The organism is Leptospira wolbachii serovar Codice str. CDC (assembly GCF_000332515.2).
Classification (GTDB): Bacteria; Spirochaetota; Leptospiria; order Leptospirales; family Leptospiraceae; genus Leptospira_A; species Leptospira_A wolbachii.
Map to the genome: position 1 here is coordinate 1,315,371 of NZ_AOGZ02000014.1, position 20,428 is coordinate 1,335,798.

At 39.7% G+C, this 20,428-nt stretch carries 17 protein-coding genes; 11 read left to right on the top strand and 6 right to left on the bottom strand.

The genetic code is table 11. From position 1 onward, the window contains the following. Positions 1-57 precede the first annotated feature (57 nt). The gene (locus tag LEP1GSC195_RS11560; RefSeq protein ID WP_015682160.1) at positions 58-273 is read left to right on the top strand and encodes a hypothetical protein; all 216 of its coding nucleotides are present in this window, start codon (positions 58-60) and stop codon (positions 271-273) included. Here LEP1GSC195_RS11560 and LEP1GSC195_RS11565 read toward each other — a convergent pair. Together LEP1GSC195_RS11565 and fliD are read right to left on the bottom strand one after the other, a co-directional pair. Further along, positions 270-1,232 carry a hypothetical protein gene (locus LEP1GSC195_RS11565; RefSeq protein WP_015682699.1) on the bottom strand — a complete coding sequence of 321 codons (963 nt, stop codon included), beginning with the start codon at positions 1,230-1,232 and terminating at the stop codon, positions 270-272. The genes LEP1GSC195_RS11560 and LEP1GSC195_RS11565 overlap by 4 nt on opposite strands. Continuing rightward, complete coding sequence (gene fliD, locus LEP1GSC195_RS11570) at positions 1,229-3,151, bottom strand: flagellar filament capping protein FliD (protein WP_015681069.1); 1,923 nt, start codon at positions 3,149-3,151, stop codon at positions 1,229-1,231. Before fliD ends, LEP1GSC195_RS11565 begins: the two co-directional genes overlap by 4 nt. A gap of 25 nt (positions 3,152-3,176) precedes the next feature. On the opposite strand from fliD, the gene ppk1 reads away from it, so the two are divergent. The 8 genes from ppk1 to LEP1GSC195_RS11610 all read left to right on the top strand — a co-directional run bounded on the left by ppk1 (position 3,177) and on the right by LEP1GSC195_RS11610 (position 14,422). Then, positions 3,177-5,321, top strand: coding sequence for a polyphosphate kinase 1 (gene ppk1 / locus LEP1GSC195_RS11575; RefSeq protein WP_015680592.1), 2,145 nt, complete (start codon positions 3,177-3,179; stop codon positions 5,319-5,321). A 10-nt stretch (positions 5,322-5,331) separates the two neighbouring features. After that, on the top strand, positions 5,332-6,744 hold the full coding sequence (locus LEP1GSC195_RS11580) for an FAD-binding oxidoreductase (RefSeq protein WP_015682518.1): 1,413 nt from the start codon (positions 5,332-5,334) through the stop codon (positions 6,742-6,744). A 121-nt stretch (positions 6,745-6,865) separates the two neighbouring features. Beyond that, positions 6,866-7,195: a hypothetical protein gene (locus tag LEP1GSC195_RS11585; protein ID WP_040507114.1), complete on the top strand. Its 330-nt coding sequence runs from the start codon at positions 6,866-6,868 to the stop codon at positions 7,193-7,195. A gap of 271 nt (positions 7,196-7,466) precedes the next feature. After that, a complete protein-coding gene (locus LEP1GSC195_RS11590) occupies positions 7,467-7,844 on the top strand; it encodes a hypothetical protein (protein WP_040506673.1) in 378 nt (125 codons plus the stop codon). A gap of 98 nt (positions 7,845-7,942) precedes the next feature. Continuing rightward, the gene (locus LEP1GSC195_RS11595; RefSeq protein WP_015682552.1) at positions 7,943-9,361 is read left to right on the top strand and encodes a TolC family protein; all 1,419 of its coding nucleotides are present in this window, start codon (positions 7,943-7,945) and stop codon (positions 9,359-9,361) included. Between the two features lies 1 nt (position 9,362). Beyond that, the gene (locus tag LEP1GSC195_RS11600) at positions 9,363-10,370 is read left to right on the top strand and encodes an efflux RND transporter periplasmic adaptor subunit (protein WP_015682416.1); all 1,008 of its coding nucleotides are present in this window, start codon (positions 9,363-9,365) and stop codon (positions 10,368-10,370) included. 1 nt (position 10,371) lies between these two features. After that, positions 10,372-11,121, top strand: a complete 750-nt coding sequence (locus LEP1GSC195_RS11605; RefSeq protein WP_015682090.1) for a hypothetical protein — start codon at positions 10,372-10,374, stop codon at positions 11,119-11,121. Then, on the top strand, positions 11,114-14,422 hold the full coding sequence (locus LEP1GSC195_RS11610) for an efflux RND transporter permease subunit (RefSeq protein ID WP_015681144.1): 3,309 nt from the start codon (positions 11,114-11,116) through the stop codon (positions 14,420-14,422). The genes LEP1GSC195_RS11605 and LEP1GSC195_RS11610 overlap by 8 nt, the downstream gene beginning before the upstream one ends. Before the next feature lie 93 nt (positions 14,423-14,515). Here the strand turns inward: LEP1GSC195_RS11610 and LEP1GSC195_RS11615 are convergent, their stop codons facing one another. The 3 genes from LEP1GSC195_RS11615 to LEP1GSC195_RS11625 are packed head-to-tail and all read right to left on the bottom strand — an operon-like array spanning position 14,516 to position 17,068. Next, complete coding sequence (locus LEP1GSC195_RS11615) at positions 14,516-15,727, bottom strand: porin (RefSeq protein ID WP_015680811.1); 1,212 nt, start codon at positions 15,725-15,727, stop codon at positions 14,516-14,518. A 40-nt stretch (positions 15,728-15,767) separates the two neighbouring features. Continuing rightward, the gene (locus tag LEP1GSC195_RS11620) at positions 15,768-16,169 is read right to left on the bottom strand and encodes a hypothetical protein (RefSeq protein ID WP_015682792.1); all 402 of its coding nucleotides are present in this window, start codon (positions 16,167-16,169) and stop codon (positions 15,768-15,770) included. Positions 16,170-16,189: 20 nt separating this feature from the next. Beyond that, positions 16,190-17,068 carry a DUF455 family protein gene (locus tag LEP1GSC195_RS11625; RefSeq protein WP_015681299.1) on the bottom strand — a complete coding sequence of 293 codons (879 nt, stop codon included), beginning with the start codon at positions 17,066-17,068 and terminating at the stop codon, positions 16,190-16,192. A gap of 67 nt (positions 17,069-17,135) precedes the next feature. On the opposite strand from LEP1GSC195_RS11625, the gene LEP1GSC195_RS11630 reads away from it, so the two are divergent. Both LEP1GSC195_RS11630 and thiD read left to right on the top strand, forming a co-directional pair. Then, positions 17,136-17,474, top strand: coding sequence for an MGMT family protein (locus LEP1GSC195_RS11630; protein WP_015681471.1), 339 nt, complete (start codon positions 17,136-17,138; stop codon positions 17,472-17,474). Position 17,475: 1 nt separating this feature from the next. Continuing rightward, entirely contained in the window at positions 17,476-18,276 is an 801-nt protein-coding gene (gene thiD, locus LEP1GSC195_RS11635; protein ID WP_015682423.1) for a bifunctional hydroxymethylpyrimidine kinase/phosphomethylpyrimidine kinase, read from the top strand. An 8-nt stretch (positions 18,277-18,284) separates the two neighbouring features. Here the strand turns inward: thiD and LEP1GSC195_RS11640 are convergent, their stop codons facing one another. Further along, positions 18,285-20,402 carry a sigma-54-dependent Fis family transcriptional regulator gene (locus tag LEP1GSC195_RS11640; protein WP_408605928.1) on the bottom strand — a complete coding sequence of 706 codons (2,118 nt, stop codon included), beginning with the start codon at positions 20,400-20,402 and terminating at the stop codon, positions 18,285-18,287. Between the last annotated feature and the right edge of the window lie 26 nt (positions 20,403-20,428).

Genomic DNA, 20,428 nt, shown 5'->3' on the forward strand with positions numbered 1-20,428 from the left:
GGTTTGGTTCTTTAATATTGGCTTGTATCGCTACGAAACTTAGGATAAACTAGTGGGATGATTTCCCTATCCTCCATTTTGGCCGCCTTGTTTCTGACCCTTGGACTGATACTCTCATCCTACGGAGTTTGGACCTGGTCCGATCCTATGTATGAAAAGTCCTTGGGATGGAATCTGAATCTGGTTTGGGGTGGAGTAGTTTTTTTGGTGGGGGTTTTGTTTGGAGTGGGGAACCGGATTTTTGCCCAATTCCCCAAAGAACCAAATCTTTAAACAGAAACTCTTTCTAATACAAGAGAGAGAAAAGGAATAAACGCATCGAGTAACTCAGGAAGTTCGTATTCCAAAATATCACCCGCATAGACAATATCATTTTTTTCCATCGCAGAAGCAATGTTAGAAAGTGTTCCATTCAAACTAGTAATCACATCCGATAACTTTTTCTCATCGATAGCAAGAGACTGCCAATCCAATTCTGCATGACGAGTTTGCACTGATACAAGAGCCGACATAAGACCAGTCAACCGACCCACAGCATCATTCAAAATCTCAGAAGCCAAATGATCTTTTCCTGATTGGAAGTTTTCATTCACTGCCATAAAGTCTTTGATAACTTTTTCTTTATCATCCACAAAACGAGAAATGATTTCTATGAGTTCACTTTCATCCATACGCATCACGGCAAGGCGAGTGCTAAGATCCATAAGGAATAGTTTTACATCTCGAAGGTCCTCTAAAAAGGTATCAATGGCTTTTGTAGAATCTAAAACTTCGGATCCACTTTGTAAGGACTCTAAAATTTCTTGGACGTTCTTTCCTTTTCCCATCGGTTGGATAAGAGTCAGGTTTAGATTAAGAATTTTTGTTGTGGTTTGGATCATGGAGATGATCCAGGGGATTCCTTCTTTTAGATCTTCGGTTTCTTTTTCCGTCAGAGAATCGCGACCCACAAGAGTGGTTCCCACTTTGTCTACGTAGTTATCCACTTCCCAAAGACTATCTTCGATGACATCTAATTCTTCACCCACAAATAAATCCAAACGTTCTGTTTCATCCACACCCACAGCATTTAAATCAGAACGATTCAGTTCTTTACCGTTGACCGTGAAATGACGAAGATACTTTCCATTGGATTCAATCCATTTTTGAATTTCATCCAATACTTGGCCGAGGTTTGTTTCGCCATCCAGTTTAGTATCTAATTGTTGTTCGTTGATATAAATATTCATCATTCCCCACCGTTACCTCTAAACATATTATTCTGCAAATAGTTCCCAACTGATTTGTTTTTCCCTACACCTTGTTCCATGTAGAGAAAACGTTGTTTCAGTTTGGCTTCAAAACTAATGAGATGAGACTCATGTTCTTTGATTTTTTTATTATTTCCTGCGACACTTTCTTCAAGAAGTTTTACTTTGCTTGTGACAATTCCAGATGCATACTGGTTGTAAGGTTTCAGGATTTCTAATAAACGAATCCCAACACCTTCTTCCATCTTTGCATCGTTATTCGGGTCAGAGGCAAACAAATCACGAACTCCATCCGGATTTTCAGAAAGAACAGATACAAGTCTTTCTTGGTCGATTTGTAATAGTCCATCTTGGATTTTTTCCCAGTTGGATCCCACAGCCCCAGTGGAGATTCCAATGTCTGTCAGAACTTTAAATCCATTGTCTTTCGGTGCCGGATAGTACGAGTTAGCTGTTGTTTTTAAAGATGCGATTAGTCTTTGGATCGAATTTTCACCGGCTAGGATTCCTGACTTAGATTTGTTATCCCAAAAATCCTTGGAGATATCTGCGGCTTTGGAATCATCACTTTCTTTTTTATCAGAGATTCTTGCATTTTTTTCAACGGAAATCACTTCCTTTGAAAACTTCATAAGTTCGTTATAGGCATCCACCCATTCTTTGATGAGAGCAGAACCCTTAGCATGATCCACATGGATCTTTAAAGTCACAGGTTTTTCTGTGACTTTGTGAACATTAAAAGAAATTCCTTCTAAAACATCAGCGATGGCGTCGTTTGTTTCACGAGTGATTTCCACTCCATCAATTTTGATTTTAAGGTCTTTCCCTTCTTGTAATACCTTTAATGGCTCCGCCGTTCCCGGAGCCGGGGGAGTCACAAGAGTTACTGATTTGATAAGAACTGGTGTGGTCGCCGCATTTGATAGTATAATTGTTGTTAGATTTTTATCCGAAGCATAATCACCCGCAGGGAAAATATATTTGGATTCCGTTTTGGTAATAGGAAGGAATTTATTACGGACACTACCCTCTTTTTCAAAACCAATCCCGAGCTCCATCACCGCAGGAGCTTCCCCAACAATTTCGATTTCGACAAAAGCTCTTTCTTTAATTTCGGTCACAGCAATCGGGACTGCAAACGCAGTGTCTGCTTTAATCGAAATTCCTTCTTCGGTTTGGACCAATTTCTCGGTTTCTGTTTCCGATTTTTTAAACTTTGTCGGTTCCCAGACTTTGGATTTGAGTATATCTAAGGATAATAATTGATTTGTGTTTTCAAGACCCGCCTTGTTTTCCCCAACAAGACCTGCCAGTTTCAAAATTCCATTGGGATCCGAAAACTGGAGTTCATTTTTTTTACCGGTCTTTACGGAAGTTACGGTGAGAATGGAGGAGTCTTTATCAATTTTAATGAGAGATGTTTCGGCAAGACCACCGGCCATATTTTTAATGGCTTGTGTGAGTTCCGTGAGTCCCCCACCAGGAAAGGTGACATTTTCTTTCGACTTTCCAGAGTAGATTGTAAAACTACCTTCTGGCAAACGAATGTCTGTATCGATCGCAACACCAGATAACTGGTGTTTGCTTGCCATTTCTGTGATCTCTAGAGCTCGGTTTCCCGACTTAGCAGCACGAGAGGCTTCACCTGTAATCACCCCTTCTTCGGAAGAAGAGACCGATTTGGTAGCAAAAGGTGCGGTAAAGGAAACAAGGGCGCGCGTTTTGGTTTGGAGGTTTGTGGTCAGGTTTTTTACCTCACCCCAAATTTGCATTTGTGCTTTGGCATACTCGTTTTCCGTTTCCCAACGCCTGATGGGTCTACGCTCGAGTTCGACCAGTTTTTTAACGATATCGTTTGTATTTTGCCCGGTCATCAAACCCGGCATGGTGTATGCTGGCATATCGTCTCAAATTCCTCTGAATCTAATGTCGTCGAATTCTACAAAAGGATTAGGAATTTACAGAATTTTTTCCTTCCCAAATCCTAGAATTATGACTGCTAGCCCTACAGAAAAAATAGAACTGGGGAACCAAAATATCTTCTTCGACCGCGAACTTTCCTGGGTCGACTTCAACCACCGTGTCCTCGAAGAGTCCTTCGACAAAGAAAACCCTCTTCTCGAACGCCTTAAGTTTCTTTGTATCACAGAATCGAATTTAGACGAGTTTTTTATGGTCCGTGTGGCCGGACTTGTGAACCTAAAAAATGCAGGAATTGAAGAACGAAGCCTCAACGGAAAACGAACTTCCGAAACTGTTGCCGAACTTTATTCCAAAGTGGGAGAATTTGTCAAAGGACAATATGAATCCCTAAATGAGATCCTCATTGAACTGAAAACGAACAAAATTGTAGTTGTACAAGACCCAAGTGAACTTGCCGGTGATGATATCCAATTTGTAAAAAACTATTACAAACGAGAAGTGTCTTCTATTCTCACTCCTCTTGCGATTGATCCCTCCCATCCATTTCCTCATATTCTCAACCGAACGTTGAACCTCGGAATCACTTTGTATTCTGATGATGATAAAAACAAAGCAAAAGAACTTTTTGCGATCGTTCAGGTACCAAGTGTTCTTCCTCGTTTTTTACAATTACCACCGAACAAAGAATCGGATGTAAGAAGATACTTCCCATTAGAAGAAATCATTAAACTTCATTTAGGTGACCTTTTTTATGGAATGAATGTAAAACAAATTCATACCTTTAAAATTGTTCGGGATGCAGATATCTCTATCAACGAAGAACAAAACATTGGTGACCTTCTTACCACGATGAAAAACGAACTAAAAAATAGGATGTGGGGAGACGCCGTTCGTTTGGATGTCCATTCGGGTGCAGGTCATATCAAAGAACTATTACGTGGGCTTTTAGAGTTGGAAGAATACCAAGTGATGGAAATTCCCACCTTACTTAGTTTAAACGATATGATGTTTTTTCAGGGTTTAGAAAAAACAAGCCATCTGAAATATTCCTATCCCGTTCCTAAGTCTGGATTTGCTGCCAAAAAAAGTGAATCTATCTTTTCTGAAATTCGCAAAAACGACCACTTACTCCACCATCCTTACGAAAGTTTTAAATCCATTGAGGACATGTTAAAAATTGCAAGCCAAGACCCGAAGGTACTGGCCATTAAAATGACTTTGTACAGAACCTCTGGAGATTCCCCCATCATCCAATTTTTGGGAGAAGCAGCAGAGAATGGAAAACAAGTCACTGTACTTGTGGAACTCAAAGCAAGGTTTGATGAAGAAAGAAATATCCGTTGGGCAAAAAAATTAGAAGATAGCGGTGTCCACGTAGTGTATGGTGTGGTTGGTCTTAAAATCCATTGTAAGATGTTACTCATCGTACGCAGAGAAGATGATAAACTGAATCGTTATGTGCACTTAGGTACGGGAAATTATAACTCCACCACTGCCAGATTTTATACCGACATAAGTTTATTCACTGCAAACCCAGAAATTACAGAAGACGTTGCAATTCTTTTTAATACCATCACAAGTTCGGGGAAGATGCCAAGGCTTTCGAAAATTTATGCTGCTCCCACTTTCTTAAAAGAAGAGTTTCTCCATCTCATCCAAAGAGAAACAGACAATGCAAAGAATGGAAAACAAGCCCGTGTGATCTTTAAAATGAACTCTCTTGTGGACCCTGATGTGATTTTAAAACTCTATGAAGCCTCACAAGCTGGTGTCAAAATTGATCTAATCATTCGAGGGATATGCTGTCTAAGGCCCGGAATTCCGGGGGTTTCGGATAGGATCAATGTTCGCTCCATTGTAGGACGGTATTTAGAACACTCTAGGATTTATAGTTTTGAAAACGGTGGGAAACCAGAAGTGTATTTGGCATCTGCGGATTGTATGCCAAGAAACTTTCTTCGCCGAATTGAAGTTACGTTTCCCATCTTACAAGACAAACATAGGAAAAGAATCGGCAAAATTTTAGAACTCCTCCTTCGAGACAATACCCAAGCAAGGGTTCTCGAATCAGACGGATCCTACACTCGTTTGACACCAGGGGATGATGACCCTGCGGTAAACTCTCAAATTGACATGGTTGATATCTAAAGGATAGAAAATGGATTTTACAAAAACTAAAACTGACTTAGGCCAACTCATTGGCGATAAAAAGGTCATTCAAAAAAATGATGGAACCATGGATGAGGCTTTATTCAATTCCTATGGAACGGATAGAACCAAAGTGTATCCACCCAATTACCAAGTCCTCGTTTTTCCAGAGACAACAGAAGATGTAGCGGCAATCGTTTCTTACGCTTACAAAAATGAAATTGCTGTAGTTCCTTCGGGGGGACGAACAGGTTATGCAGGCGGCGCTGTTGCAAAAAATGGAGAGATCGTTGTTTCTTTATCCAAGATGAACCAAGTAGTTGATTTTGATCCTTTCCTTGGCACCTTACACGTACAAGCTGGTATGATCACGAAAAACCTACACAAAGAAGCTGAAGAACGTGGATTTTATTTTCCTGTAGATTTTGCAGCGACTGGATCTAGTCATATCGGTGGAAACATTGCCACCAATGCGGGAGGCGTTCGCGTAGTTCACTATGGACTGATCCGGGACTGGATTCTTGGCCTTACCGTTGTGAATGGGAAGGGGGAAGTTTACAGGTTCAATGGAGAAATTCTAAAGAACAATACAGGGTATGATCTCAAACATCTGTTTATCGGTTCGGAAGGAACACTCGGAATCATTACAGAGGCTGTTGTCAAACTCACAAAACCTCCGAAAGACATTCGTGTCATTTTCCTTGCTGTCCCCGAATACAAAAACATCTTAGAAATCTTTCGAGAAACACATAACTTCGATTTACCCCTCCTTGCTTTTGAGTTTTTAACTGACTATTGTTTGGATAAAGTGAAAGAACATTTAGGTGTTCCAGATCCATTCCAAGCACCTAGCAAATACTATGTGCTTATGGAATTTGAAGTGAGTGGAGATTCGGATGAAGAAAGACTTTATTCCATCTTAGAGTCCATTACCGAAAAAGAACTAATTACCGATGGAACCATTGCCCAAAACTCACGCCAAAACGAAACGTTCTGGAAGTATCGCGAAGGGATTTCTGAATCCTTATCTCTTGCCTACACAGTCCACAAAAATGATATCTCTCTTCCCCTTCGCAACATGGAAGCTTTTTTAGATGAGATGACAGCGTTGTTAACATCGAAATACCAAGGATTTCACATTGCCCTTTTTGGACACATTGGGGACGGGAATCTCCACCTAAACATTGTTAAACCAAAAGATCTATCTGATGCGGAATTCTTTACCCAATGCAAAAAAGTGGATCCTGAAATGTTCACCCTCATTCAAAAATTCAAAGGTTCGATTTCTGCTGAACATGGAATTGGACTGCTAAAGAAGGATTATTTGAATTTTTCCAGGTCCGAATCAGAAATTGACACCATGCGGGCCATTAAATTGGCATTTGACCCCAAAGGGATCCTAAACCCAGGAAAAGTGCTTTAATTCCGAACAAAGGCAGATCCATCCGAAAATTCAGGTCGATCTGCTTATTTTATAAGCACCTTCCAAAAAAAATGCTAGATTTTAATCAGATGCAGTCTATACTGTATCTATGCTCAGGAATGTGATAAAAATATTTGGGATTTCCCTACTCACCATTGCCCTGGGCAGCGCTTTTCTTTCAGAAGAAAATGTACTCGTGCGCACTCGTGGAGCCAAATCCAGTCGAGTGGGTGGAAAGAGCCAACTCTCAGGTCCACTTTCCATTTCGATTAGCAAGTCTTCTTCTGAAGAAACTTCAGGTACAAAAGATTTAGAAGATGTACTTACATGGAGTGGGAAGGGTCAGTCCTCATTAACGGCCTCTCCCCTAACACATAACAAAAACCTCCATTCCTCTTTTATCTCTGGGCTTCTTGCCTCTCGTTACCTGAGTCTACCTCCACCCGTATAACTCCTCTCTACCGCTTAAACCTGTGTCCCGTAAGGGACACAGGATGTTTTTATATTCTCAACATTTCCTATGATTTGTTTCTCATTTGCCAAAGACTATTCACGACTGTTCCGGGGAATTCCTGACTCTGGGCAGTCTTTTTTTTGAAACGTATCCGTCCAATATCCCGTATCCTATATTCTATTCAATCTGATCAATGTTTAGGATTTGTTTGAAACATTAGAAGTATTTTAGAATTGAGTACCTGAATCAAAATGAATGAGTGGATAATATGACGGCAAACTGGTCGACAAAACTGATAGCTTTCCTCTTAACGGTAACCATTGGTTTCTCGTTGGACGATACGTCAGACACAGTTTCCGATTATCTGGAAGCAAATCTCCACCAGATCAAAAAAGCTTATTCAGCGTCTTTTGAAACACCAGAAGACACGGCAATCGATGGTCCTAAAATCGCTGCCATTGATGATTCAGCGACCATTGGTCGTTCCAGAGCGGACTTTTTAGATTTTATTAATGAAAGTAAATCCACTCTTTTGTCGGAATCGCTTTTAGTTAGTTATGTTGATTTGATTTCAGAGGGAACTTACATTCCCAATTTACTTTCCTCTCTTCTTTTAAATATTCCTCCCCCTCTTTCCTTTGTTTAATCTACTTCGCATTCGTTGAATCCAGAAGTATGTCCCTCTACTTATAGAGTCATACCTATGTTTTCTTTTTCTCACAATCTTTGTATGTTTGGTAATTTATGAGTTTTTATAACAGAATCGGTATCTACCTCTTTCTCGTGTTTTCTACCTCCTATCTTTGGGGGGAGACTAGAGTAGCACAAGCAAGTGAAGCGCTTAAAAGGCAACTTTCAGATGAAAATCCAAGGTCGTCCTTGGGATCCAGTCTGTATCCTGATGACCAAAGGTTCACAAAGGAAATTGATTTAGAATCTGCTGAGACGCTGCTCTGGAAAAACAACCTGTTACTCATTGCCTCCCGCTTTCAAATCGATGTAAAAAAAGCAGGGATTTTACAAGCCGGACTCTATGCAAATCCGAACATAGCAATTGACCAGAGTATATTTGCTGAACCTACACAAAGATACTTTGATACGACGAGGTCTGGGCAATCGGTAATCCAAATCCAACAAGTATTCCTACTTGGTGGTAAAATTGACAAACGAGTGAAAGTAGCAGAACTCAATGCAAAGATCTCTGAACAAGATTTTTACGATTTAGCCCGTGCCGTCATTACTAAACTAAGAAGAACTTTTTATACAGTTTATTTTTACAAGAAGGCAGTTGTGTTTTATGACCAAAGTATCGCCTCTATTGAAAAAACTGTAGATTCCTCGGAACTTGCTTATAAAAGAAGAGCTCTCCTACAAGCAGAGCATTTACGTTTGAAAGCACTTTTGTTTTTCTTAAAAAAAGAAAGAGAAGATTTAGCTATCAAAGTTTTTGAAAAAGAAGCAGATCTAAAAGTTCTTTTGAATGATGATCTGTATCGTGATGCAAGAATTGAATTCAGTCCGATTGTGAATGAAACAAACTTAGATTTGATTGTTCCCAATGAAGTTCGTTTGCAAGATTTAGTCGAAATCGCTCGTGAAAATCGACCCGATCTAAAAAAAGCCCTGCAAACATTACGTTTTGAAGAAGCCAATTTGGAACTTCAATATGCAAATGCCATTCCTGATTTATCATTTGGTCCTGTTTATAACCGTGGTGGTACTGCTTTCCAAAACTATTGGGGGGTCACAGCACAACTTAGTGTCCCACTCTTTGATAGAAACCAAGGAAATATCCAAGCTGCTGAAAAAGCAATTCTTGTCCGCAAACAAGAGTTAAAGAACAATATCCTCGAAGTAGAAAACGAAGTAGCCGTTGCCTACCAATCTGCACGAATTAAAGACGCACTTTATAAACGTTTTAGTAACGCGTATATCAAAGATTACGGAAGTTTATCATTAGATATGATTATGAGTTATGAAAAGAAATACATAACCATTTTAGAATTTGCCGACTTCTTTGAAACCTATCGTTCCAGTATTGTGGAGATGTTAAAACTCCAAACGGATCGAATGGAAGCCATTGAAAATGTAAACTACTCCGTGGGTAAAGGAATCTTTATCCCTAAATCTGAAAATCAAACCAATCCTAAATCTGAGGAATAAAATGTTAATCACCTTAAAATCTCTAAACCAAAAGGCAAAAATCCTCCTGATCTCAGGAGTGGCAGTTGTAGTCATAGCAATCCTATTTATGGTTTTTTCTAAACCAGCAAAACCTGCTCACAAACATCCCGAAAAAGCGGAAGTTTTTGACGGAGGGCTACGCATCGTTTTTAAACCTAACAGTCCCGGCCTTGAAATTGTGAAATCAACGGCAATTGGTGGTGGTGGTGAGTTTGTAAGTCTAGAAGCACCAGCAAGACTCATTGCATCTACTTCTCCTTCTGTAAGTAACGGATCACGAATCATTCTCTTCGAATCAGCTGAGTTAAACGATCTTTATGTTGGTTATATCCATGCAAAAAACAAATTACATAGATCTAACAAAAACTTAAGCCGGATTAAAGATATGTTTGTTCACCGAGTCGCCACAGAAAAAGACTTAGTGGAATCTGAAACAGACTCTGGAAACGATGCGGCAGAACTTGCAGAATTCGAAGGAAAACTGAGAGCACAAGGTTTAAACCCAAGTGAATTGAGTACTGCAGGAAGTTTAAAAGCTTGGATCATCACTGACGTTCCTGAATCCCAAATCTCTACCTTACGCAAAGGGAAAAAAGTAAAAGTAGTATTCGCATCTTTCCCTGATGAAGAATTTATCGGAACCGCAGAAGCCATTGGAGATAACGTAGATCCTCTGACAAGAACTGCAAAAATGAGAATCATCGTTGTAAACGATAAATACAGATTAAAACCAGGTATGTTTGGAGTTGTGAAATTCCCAGAACAAACTGGCGGTGATAGTGTTGTCCTCCCTTACACAGCGATTGTGACTGTTGAAGGTAAAAATTATGTATTCGTGGAAGAACAACCTTTAACATTCAAAAGGCGAGAGGTAGTATTGGGAATCTCTACAAAAGAAAGAGTCAATATTATCGAAGGTCTTACCCCTGGTGAGAAGGTAGCCATCCAAGGCTCCATTCTTCTGAAAGGTTTAAGTTTTGGTTTTTAATATGAAAAAACTGATCCTTCTATTCATTACCGTTTTTTTACTCGCTCCTTCTTTGTTTGCACAAACTTCTCCTTATCCTAAAGATAAAGAGGGAAATGAAATCAAACCAGAATGGGCACCAACTAAGTCTGACCAGTCGGCCTTTGGTGAAGATGAAAAATTAAAAGCCGATAGTTTAGATGCTAAACGACTTCCAAAGTCTACCAATTTCTGGGTTTACGGTGCGTCGATTGGTTCTCCAGCAAGTTTGAATTTTAATTTAGGATATTACTTCAAAGATGTCGTATTACGAGGATCAGGCGGAGCATGGGGACCTCATTGGTATGGTGGTCAGGTAGATTTAGGATATACATTCTGGAAAACACCTGTCATTGCCCATAGCATTTCCATTGTCGGTGGTTATTTTGAAGTGAATCCATTTGCACCGGAAGTGGGTCGCGGTGGACAATCTTCCTATCCCACAGGTCTCAATATTCCTGGATACAACCGCAGAGATCCTTCGCAGGAAGACTTACTCATTCGTTCCTACGTAAACTCCATTGATAGTAACTTTGGAACTTATTTAGAATACGAAAGCAGGGAAAGGCAGAGAGTTCATCTTTCACAAAGGTACATCGGTTTGACTTACGACTTTCTACTTGGGAACTTCTTTTTGCAAGTAGGTGGTGGGGTCGGACAAGGCGACTACAAAAACCCGCAGTTATTACTACAGATGGGTTACCTCTTCAATACGAGGGAATATCATGATTAAAGATTTTATAGAAAAAGCACTTAAAAACCGTATCACCACACTCGTCGCGGCAGCTGTTGCCGTACTTTTTGGACTCTGGGCATGGATTGACATTCGTAAAGAAGCTTATTCCGATATTGCCGACACACAAGTTCGTCTCATTGCAAAATTTCCTGGTAAAGCCGCAGTGGAAGTAGAAGAACGAGTTACACTTCCCATTGAACGGGTGCTAAATGCCATTCCTAAAGTAGCAGTAAGAAGATCCAGAACCATCAACGGATTAGTTGTATTTCAATTTGTTTTTGAAGATGGAACAGACGATTATTTCGCACGTATGCGACTTATGGAACGTGTTGCGGATGCAGACATTCCTGAAGACGTTCATCCGGCACTTGGGCCTATGAGCTCACCAGTGGGTGAGATCTATCGCTACGTTGTAGAATCTTCAGAAAACCATACACCAATGGAACTTCGAACCATCCAAGATTGGATTGTGATGCCAAAGATGTTACAAATTCCGGGAATCGCCGATGTTGTTACATTTGGTGGACTTCCCAAACAATACCATGTGGTCACTTCCCCTGATAAGTTAATTCGTTTCAAATTGACCATTGGCGATGTGATCAAAGCCATTCAAGAAAACAACTTAAACACAGGAGGGAACTTACTTCTCCAAGGAGAACAAGGTTTTCCTATTCGTTCCCTTGGTGCCATCAGAGATCCGAAACACATTGAAAACATAGTTGTTAAAACGGTAAATGGTGTTCCGGTTTTTATCCGGGATTTAGGTTCTGTTGAAATTTCTCATCCCATCCCCAGTGGGGTGTTAGGTTATACCATCCAAAATGATGATGAAGGTCTTATTGATGTAGATTCATCTGTCCAAGGTTTGGTGGCCATGCGCCGTTGGGGAGACCCAAATGAAATGGGGGAAAGGATTCGTGAAAAAGTCAAAGAAATCAACGAAAACTATCTTCCAAAAGGAGTACAACTACGCAATACTTATGACAGAACAGACTTAGTAAATTATACTCTTCGCACGATAGGTAAAACACTAGTCGAAGGTGTCGTCGTCGTTAGTTTAGTATTGATTTTCTTTATCGGAAGTGTACGTGCTTCTCTTGTTGTGGTTGCAACAATTCCATTTGCGATGTTGTTTGCTTTCCTACTCATGAACCTGACAGGAATTCCGGCAAGTTTACTTTCATTAGGTGCCATAGACTTTGGTATCATTGTGGATGGGGCCGTGATCATGGTGGAAAATATCATGAGGAGATACCGAGATGCAACTCCAGAAGAAAAATCACATGGTATCTTAGCATTTACACGCGACGCAGCATCGGAAGTAGGAACAGAAATCCTATTTTCCATTTTGATTATTATTTTAGCCTACCTCCCCATTTTCTCTTTTGAAAGGATCGAAGGTCGTTTATTCAAACCGATGGCTTTCACCATCTCCTTTGCAATCCTAGGCGCCTTAATTTTTGCGATGGCTGTGATTCCTGTACTCATGTCCATCATCTACAAAACTTATTTCGAATCAAAAAATCCGGGACCCATCGAATGGCATAACCCGGTATATGATTGGATAGAAATACGTTACAAACGAATCATCGAATTCATTGTCGATAGATCACGTAAAGCCGTAAAATACACATTCAGTGTAGTGACCATTTTTCTTGCCATCGGTATGTTTTCACTCGGAACAGAATTCCTTCCTGAGATGGACGAAGGTGGATTTAACATTCGTATCTTCTTTCCTGTAGGTATCTCCCTACCGGAAGCAAGAAAGTTTATGCCAAAAATCCGTCAGACTATTTATAAAAATGAACAAGTCAGCGTTGTGATTTCTCAGTTAGGAAGAAATGATGATGGAACAGATCCACTTCCACCAAACCGATTAGAGGTTCTTATTGGTTTGAAAGACTACAATAAATGGAAAGAAAAGATCACCAAACAAGAATTACTCTTTCGAATGCGAAATGATTTAGAAGCAACGCTTCCTGGTGCGCGAGTCAGCTTTTCACAGCCAATTATGGATAACCTATCGGAAGCCATTATGGGAACCATTGCAGATTTAGCTGTCTTTGTCTCCGGTAACGACTTAAAAATCATGCGAGGGATCGGAAATGAAGTCCTTGAAGAAATCAAGGAAATGAAAGGTGCAAGTGAATTCGGTATTGAACAAGAAGCGGAAAGCCCTCAGCTAACCATCAGTATCAATAGAGAAGCTGCTGCACGATTTGGAATTAACGTCATTGACATCCAACAAATGATTGAAGCTGCCATTGGAATGCAACGAGTGAGCACCCTATACGAAGGCCCTTCTGATATTCCTCCAAAAACTCCGGCACGATTTGGAATTGTAGTTCGATTTTCGAAAGAATACCGTGCATCCAAACAAGCTATCGAAAACATGCCAATCATTTCACCGAAGGGAGAAAGGATTCCTTTATCGCAGTTGGCTGATATTGAAGTGATTGATGGACCTACTATGATCTTCCGGCAAGAAGGTCGCCGAGTTGTAACTGTTCGGACGAATATCCGCGGTCGTGACCAAGGTGGATTTGTTTCTGAACTTCAAAAACGAGTGAAGAAAAAAATCAAACTTCCTGATGGATATGAAATCCGATTTGGAGGACAATACGAGAACCTATCACGTGTTGGTAAAAAGTTAGCCCTTGTCATACCAATTACGATTCTCATTATTTTCGGTGTCCTCTATATGTTGTATAGAAACCTCAAGTATGTATACGTTGCCTTAGCCTGTATTCCACTCTCACTCCTCGGCGGTATCTATGCTCTTCTAATGAGAGGTTACTACTTCAACGTTTCCGGTGGTGTGGGTTTTATCTCGCTCTTTGGAATTGCAACAATGGCCGGTGTATTGTTCGTTTCCAGAACCAACCATTTATTAATTGAAGAGCCTGAAATTACCACAAAGGCCGCTGTGAAGAAAGCTGCGGTAATCCAGTTACGTCCAATGCTAATGACAATGTTACTTGCGTTACTTGGTCTAATTCCAGCAACTCTCGGAACAGGGGTGGGTTCGGACGTTCAAAGACCGCTTGCTACCGTAATTGTAGGTGGATTGTTCTCTGCAATGTGTCTTGTTTTAACCATCCTTCCTTCTCTTTATTTGGTAGTTGTAGGGGAAAGAAAACCAAATGCAAAGGAACTTGAAGAGATGAGCCACAAAAAGCATATCCCTTTCCTTGACTTTGTGACTGAACTAAGCGAAGAACCTTTGGAAGATGATGATGAAGAAGACGAAACCCCAAAGAAAAAGAAAAAACAGGCAAAGAAAAAGAAGAAAACCTAAATACATTTAACAATAAAGAAACTTAACGTTTCCCAACTCTCCTAACTTAAACTCCAAACCAGTATAGTGGTTTGGAGTTTTTTCTTAAAATACCTAATACCGAACAGAAGCCGCTACAACGAACAAACGTTCTACGCGAGTGTGTTTATTTTTATCTGTTTCAAAAACAGGATCCATAGATTCTCTTTGGATCATTTCAAAACGAATCATACCAGGATTCCAATGTAATAAATCAAATGTAACCGTGTAACCATTGGTCATAAATCCATTGCGTGTATACGTAGTAGCCATTACTTGTTTTGGATCATAAAATCGTTCCATGCGAAAACTAAGACGATACAAATCCTCATAACGAAAACTTGTCCAAAACGTTCCATGATACCACTGATTATAAACACCAGACTCTCGATTGGTATAAATTCCAAGTGTTGGATTGATTTCTTTCCACCAAGGTTCGTATTGGAATGATTCTTTTGCTTTTTGTGCACCAACATCGCCGGAAACAGCAAATGACAACCAATCCAACGCCTTCCATTCTAAAATTGTATTATTATAAAGTCTTGTTTGTTTCCGTTCATAATCAGGAGCTTCATTCCCAACAAATTGATTTGCCGTAATTGTAAAATTAGGTGCCAAAAAAAACTTAAACTGAGATCCAAGAGATTTGTCTTTGTTTTGATCTGTAATGTTTTGCCAACCATTCATCACATGAAATTGAAATTGAAATTTATCGGTAAACTTGGTTGTAAGGCGAACCCCAGAGGAATAATAGGGAACGTAATCAAGAGCCAGTGCCCGAGTATAATTCCAGTTATCTGAAGAAATCCATGATTCATGACCTATATGGCCAAAATAAATTCCCCCATCCACCCAAGTATCTTTTGCTAACTTAAAGCCGACGTATGCCTCTTGAATGTGTTTTACTGAATTTTGATTGGAGCTGACATCTTTGTTTGCTTCTGCCGCATAATTTGTATTTACCGATGTCCCAAACTGAAAAGCCAACCGACCTCTGATTTTTTCTTCCTGCCACTTAGCATCCACAAAACCTAAATTGATATTAAACTCATCGTTACGAACAGCTTGAGTTGTGTATTGACGTTCTTTCGATAGCGGGTGATTTCTATTATGCGAGTAAAAAGTATCCACAAAGGCACCAAACTTCAAGCTAGTCGGAAACGGACTCTTTGCTAAAATAGGTGATTCTGTCGTCTGCGGTTTTGTTTCCTCTGCATTCAATATAGAGAAATATAAGAACAATCCAAAAACCAGGATTGGAAATTTGAAATTACGGATTTGTGTCATGAGAATCCGTTCCCGCACAAACAGGAACGGAAGAATCAATTTACTTCTTTAATAGCGCTTTGATTTCCGCAGGAAAACCGAGGAGGTCTTCTGGAATAGGAATGAGTTTTTTTCTATACTTGGCTTTGTATTCTTTCTTGAATTTTGTATGACATGACTTACAAGTTTCATCAGGTTTTCCCACCGCTAACTTGGCATCAATGATTTCTTTCCACTCTACCTTTTGGTCATCCGGTGCCATGTCTGGTACCTTTTCTAATATTTTGTTGAGATAGTCTGCGTTATCTTTTTTGTCATACAACTTCGTAGCCGGTTTTGTATAATCTTCCATAAAATCATGAAGATTCATTTCTACAGAAGCAGTGGCTTTTTTTTCCGCATTCAGTACAATTCCGAGTGCTGACAAAAACAATAATAAACTCAACATCATTCTCAATTTCATAATCACCTTCCTTCTAGATCTTAAAGGTTCGGGGAATGAGAATCAAGTCTGTTTTTTCTAAGGATGGTCTCGCCAAGTCCGAATTTTTTTACAGATTCCAAATTCACTCGCCCCGTGTATTCATCTTCATAATTTCCGAGAGATTGGATAAACTCTGAATCCATACCGGCAAGTGATCTAGTTTCTGGAAGGTAAAGATACCCTTTCGCTCGTCTAGGAGTAAAAGGGAATTGAATGAGTGAGAGGTAATGATCCCAATGGTTCGTATTATCTGGAACAGAACGTTCAAAAGCACGAAGTCCTCTTTTCACATGTTTCACTTCATCTTCAAATATAGTAAGCATTATATCAGATGTTAGCTGATCACCAAAATAGGAAAAAACTTGTGCGTAAACTTGCGCATAGTCCAAGTTTGCACCTTCGAAAGAAATAGACATAACCGCAGAAAAAGATTCTAAACTTCCAAATTGTCCTAACTGTTTCCAAAATATATAATTCAAAGGAATGTCACCAAAATCGATTCCAAACTCTCTCATTCGTTGCAAATACAATTTTAAATGAGTTTGTTCTTCTTCGATTGTTTTTAAAAATCCATTGCGGATGGATTTAGGTGCCAAAGGAAAGGCGAGCAACGCCCAAGCAAATAACTCAATTGCCATAAGTTCATGATTTGCAAAATGATGAAGACTGAGGCCCCGATTGGATTCTAAACCCAGATGTTCCAAACGAGGGATTTTTACTTTCTTATCGGAAAACTGGAATTTAGTCGAACGTCCGGGTGTTTCGATCCGCAACGCAGTAAACTCCGTTTCCTCCTCCCATTGGCGACTTGGAGGTAAAAGTTTATCTTCTAAGTTTGGAGCAAGTAACAAATGTTTTGCGTATTCTGAGATTTTCATTTCAATGATGGTTTTTAAAAAGGAATTTACAAAAGAATTAAATAATTAGGATATAAATCCAAATTCAATGGACACAGCTAAAACTAAAAGTACGAATTTTTACGATTCTGTCTATGCGGTCGTAAAAAAAATTCCCAAGGGAAAAGTAACTACCTACGGGCATATCGCTTTACTTCTGGGGAGTCCTAGAGCTGCACGGGCCGTCGGATATGCTTTGAACGCGCTCAAAAAAGAAATGGAACAAAAAATCCCCTGGCAACGAGTGATCAATGCCCAAGGTAGCATTTCGTTTCGAGGTGATGGTTTCCGCGCAGACTTGCAGAAAAAAATCCTACAATCCGAAGGTGTTATCTTTGATTTAAACAATGATCGCTTAAATTTTGACAAGTACGGATGGTTTCCATAATATGAAAAAAGATTTCCCCATTACCTTAACAATTGCCGGTTCCGACTCGGGAGGTGGTGCCGGTGTACAAGCGGATCTAAAAACATTTTCATCCCTCGCTTCTTTTGGAACCACTGTCTTTACTTGTTTGACAGCTCAAAATCCCGATGGAGTGAGCGATATCTTTGAAATTTCCCCAGACTTTGTTTCCGCGCAGCTAAAAGCTGTCGCAGGATATTTTCAAGTCAAAGCAGCAAAAACGGGAATGTTATATTCTGCAAATATCATAGAAGCAGTTGCCGATTTTTTTTCCGAGAATCCCGACATACAACTAGTCGTTGATCCAGTGATGGTCGCCACAAGTGGTGCAAAACTCTTAAAAGACGATGCAATTCAATCTTTAACCAAAGACCTTTTACCACTTGCAAAACTAATTACACCTAACTTGGACGAGGCGTCGCTACTTCTAGGTGAAAATATTCACCAATACGACCAATTGGTTCCTATGGCAGAAAAATTATTTCAAAAATACAAAGTTCCTGTTCTTTTAAAAGGGGGACATTTACCAAACGCAACGGAAGCCACGGATGTTTTGTTCGATGGAAAATCTTCTTATATTTTTTCCAAACCATTCTTAAAAGGTAAAAATACACATGGAACAGGCTGCACTTACTCCGCTGCGATTACCTCTTTCCTTGCGCATGGAAAAAACTTACCCGAAGCAGTTGGTTCTGCAAAAGAATACCTTCACCTAACGCTAGAAGATGAAATAAAAACTGGACCGATTCATCATTTAAATCATTTCCCAGAACCAACGAACTGAATTAAAATCTAATATTCGATATTTAGTTCTTTGATTTTTTTATCCAAAGTGTTTCGGTTAATTCCCAAAAATTTTGCCACACGGGTTTTTGTATAACGGAACTTTTTCATTGCATATTGAATGAGTCTTGATTCTACTTCACTGACAACAATTTCCATAGCACGACCGTCTAGACCATCGAGTTGTCCTGGTGTCAATCGCCCCGATCCTAAATCTAATGGTTCCGCACCAGATGCGGTTTCCACATGATTGAGTTGCGCCACTTCCGTTGTATGTTCTGGCATATCTTCCAAACTAGCAAGGATATCTGAGAAATCTTCTTCACTTAGTATTTCATCCTGAGCCAGAACCACTGCCCTTTCAATGACATTTTCCAACTCACGAACGTTACCTGGCCAACGGTATTTCAAAAGGAGCTTAGAAGCTTCCCGAGAGATACCTTTAATTACCTTATTATTATCTTTAGTATATTTTTCCAAGAAGTGATTCATTAGTAACGGGATGTCTTCTACTCGATCACGTAACGGTGGTGTGTTGATCTTTACTACGTTCAATCGATAAAAAAGATCTGCTCTAAACTTTTTTTCAGAAACAAGTTGTTCCAATTCGGCATTGGTTGCAGCAATAATTCTTACATCTACTTTTTTGGCCTTTACAGAACCAATCGCTTCAATCTCACGTTCCTGCAAAACGCGAAGCAATTTGGATTGTAGGTTTAAATCCATTTCACCGATCTCATCTAGAAAGATAGTTCCAGTATCTGCTAATTCAAACTTCCCTTTTTTATCAGTAACTGCTCCGGTAAAGGATCCTTTTTTATGACCAAAGAGTTCACTCTCCAGTAGGTTCTCAGGAATGGCAGCACAGTTGATTTTGATAAATGGATTTTCAGAACGCGAACTATTGTAATGAATTGCGTTGGCAATCATCTCCTTTCCTGTCCCCGATTCTCCCGTAATCAAAACCGATGCTCTGGAATCCGCAACAAGTTGGATTTTTTCAAACATCTTCTCCATACTCGCTGCTTTTCCAATGAGTGATCCAAACTTATATTTATTCTTTAATTCTCTTTTGAGTTGGATATTTTCACGAGAAATCTCTTTTTTAGCCTCTTCTACCAGATTTTGAATTTTAATCGACTGAGAGATAATGGAGGCAACCACTTGCAAAAAATCTAAAAAGGATTTTAAATCTGTATGTTTGTTTTGAACAATAAATGCATTTACAACACCTAACATTGTTTGTTCACTTAATATTGGAGCACACAACAAACTTACATTATGTGGATCATGTTTAAAATGCGATAGGTATCCTACTCGATTCAAAAAGTCTGGATGACTTGCAACAGACTCAATGATAATTGGTTCTCCAGATTCATATACCTTTCCCGTAATGCCTTCACCTGGTTGGTAAGTTCCTTTATCAATTTCTTCCGGGGAAAGACCCGATGCCGCAACAATGCGAAGTAGTCCTTCCTCTTTATTAAATAATACAATACTCCCTTTTTCCAATCGAAGGGATTTTTCCATAGTGACCATTATGGAATCAAAAACCTCATTTTGGTCCAAAGTGGAGCTAACCACCTTGGAAATCTCAATGAGTGTTGCCTGGATTTTAGTTCGTTGTTCTAAACTACGAATCGTTTGTAGATTTTTAAAAATTTGTCCGGCTTGGTTTGCAAGCACGCTAACAATCTCTAACATCTCAGCGGTAAAGGCATTCAGGCGATTGGAGTCAAGTGAGATCACACCAATGATGTCATCTTCTACAATCATAGGGGCAACTAACTCTGATTTGATTTCTTCTTTAACCTGAATATAGTCTGGATCTTTTGAAACATCGTTAACAAGTTTTGCTTTCCCCGTAGAGGCCGCCATCCCCGTAATCCCTTGCCCAATTTTGAGTTTGGTTTCGCGAAGCAGCTGTTGGTTCATTCCCCGAGAGGTGACAGCGTCCAGAACCCCATGTTTTTCATCGATGAGCATTAAGGATCCAGACTCCACTCCGCAGATTTGGATGCATCGATCCAAAATAAGCTCAAGAAGCCCGTCCGGGTCTTGGGTGGAATTCATAGCGGTTGCTACTTCATGGATGGATTGGATGGGATTAAATTTTTTCACGCTCATAGTTCTTGCTCTTTAGTATTACGCTC

What these genes read in the sequence shown, in the direction of transcription:
- ppk1 (WP_015680592.1), top strand. Translation starts at nt 3,177, where the DNA reads ATGTCGTCGAATTCTACAAAAGGATTAGGAATTTACAGAATTTTTTCC.
- LEP1GSC195_RS11615 (WP_015680811.1), bottom strand. Translation starts at nt 15,727, where the DNA reads ATGACACAAATCCGTAATTTCAAATTTCCAATCCTGGTTTTTGGATTG.
- LEP1GSC195_RS11640 (WP_408605928.1), bottom strand. Translation starts at nt 20,402, where the DNA reads ATGAGCGTGAAAAAATTTAATCCCATCCAATCCATCCATGAAGTAGCA.
- LEP1GSC195_RS11605 (WP_015682090.1), top strand. Translation starts at nt 10,372, where the DNA reads ATGAAAAAACTGATCCTTCTATTCATTACCGTTTTTTTACTCGCTCCT.
- LEP1GSC195_RS11560 (WP_015682160.1), top strand. Translation starts at nt 58, where the DNA reads ATGATTTCCCTATCCTCCATTTTGGCCGCCTTGTTTCTGACCCTTGGA.
- thiD (WP_015682423.1), top strand. Translation starts at nt 17,476, where the DNA reads ATGAAAAAAGATTTCCCCATTACCTTAACAATTGCCGGTTCCGACTCG.
- LEP1GSC195_RS11625 (WP_015681299.1), bottom strand. Translation starts at nt 17,068, where the DNA reads ATGAAAATCTCAGAATACGCAAAACATTTGTTACTTGCTCCAAACTTA.
- LEP1GSC195_RS11600 (WP_015682416.1), top strand. Translation starts at nt 9,363, where the DNA reads ATGTTAATCACCTTAAAATCTCTAAACCAAAAGGCAAAAATCCTCCTG.
- LEP1GSC195_RS11620 (WP_015682792.1), bottom strand. Translation starts at nt 16,169, where the DNA reads ATGAAATTGAGAATGATGTTGAGTTTATTATTGTTTTTGTCAGCACTC.
- LEP1GSC195_RS11565 (WP_015682699.1), bottom strand. Translation starts at nt 1,232, where the DNA reads ATGATGAATATTTATATCAACGAACAACAATTAGATACTAAACTGGAT.
- LEP1GSC195_RS11590 (WP_040506673.1), top strand. Translation starts at nt 7,467, where the DNA reads ATGACGGCAAACTGGTCGACAAAACTGATAGCTTTCCTCTTAACGGTA.
- LEP1GSC195_RS11580 (WP_015682518.1), top strand. Translation starts at nt 5,332, where the DNA reads ATGGATTTTACAAAAACTAAAACTGACTTAGGCCAACTCATTGGCGAT.
- LEP1GSC195_RS11595 (WP_015682552.1), top strand. Translation starts at nt 7,943, where the DNA reads ATGAGTTTTTATAACAGAATCGGTATCTACCTCTTTCTCGTGTTTTCT.
- fliD (WP_015681069.1), bottom strand. Translation starts at nt 3,151, where the DNA reads ATGCCAGCATACACCATGCCGGGTTTGATGACCGGGCAAAATACAAAC.
- LEP1GSC195_RS11630 (WP_015681471.1), top strand. Translation starts at nt 17,136, where the DNA reads ATGGACACAGCTAAAACTAAAAGTACGAATTTTTACGATTCTGTCTAT.
- LEP1GSC195_RS11610 (WP_015681144.1), top strand. Translation starts at nt 11,114, where the DNA reads ATGATTAAAGATTTTATAGAAAAAGCACTTAAAAACCGTATCACCACA.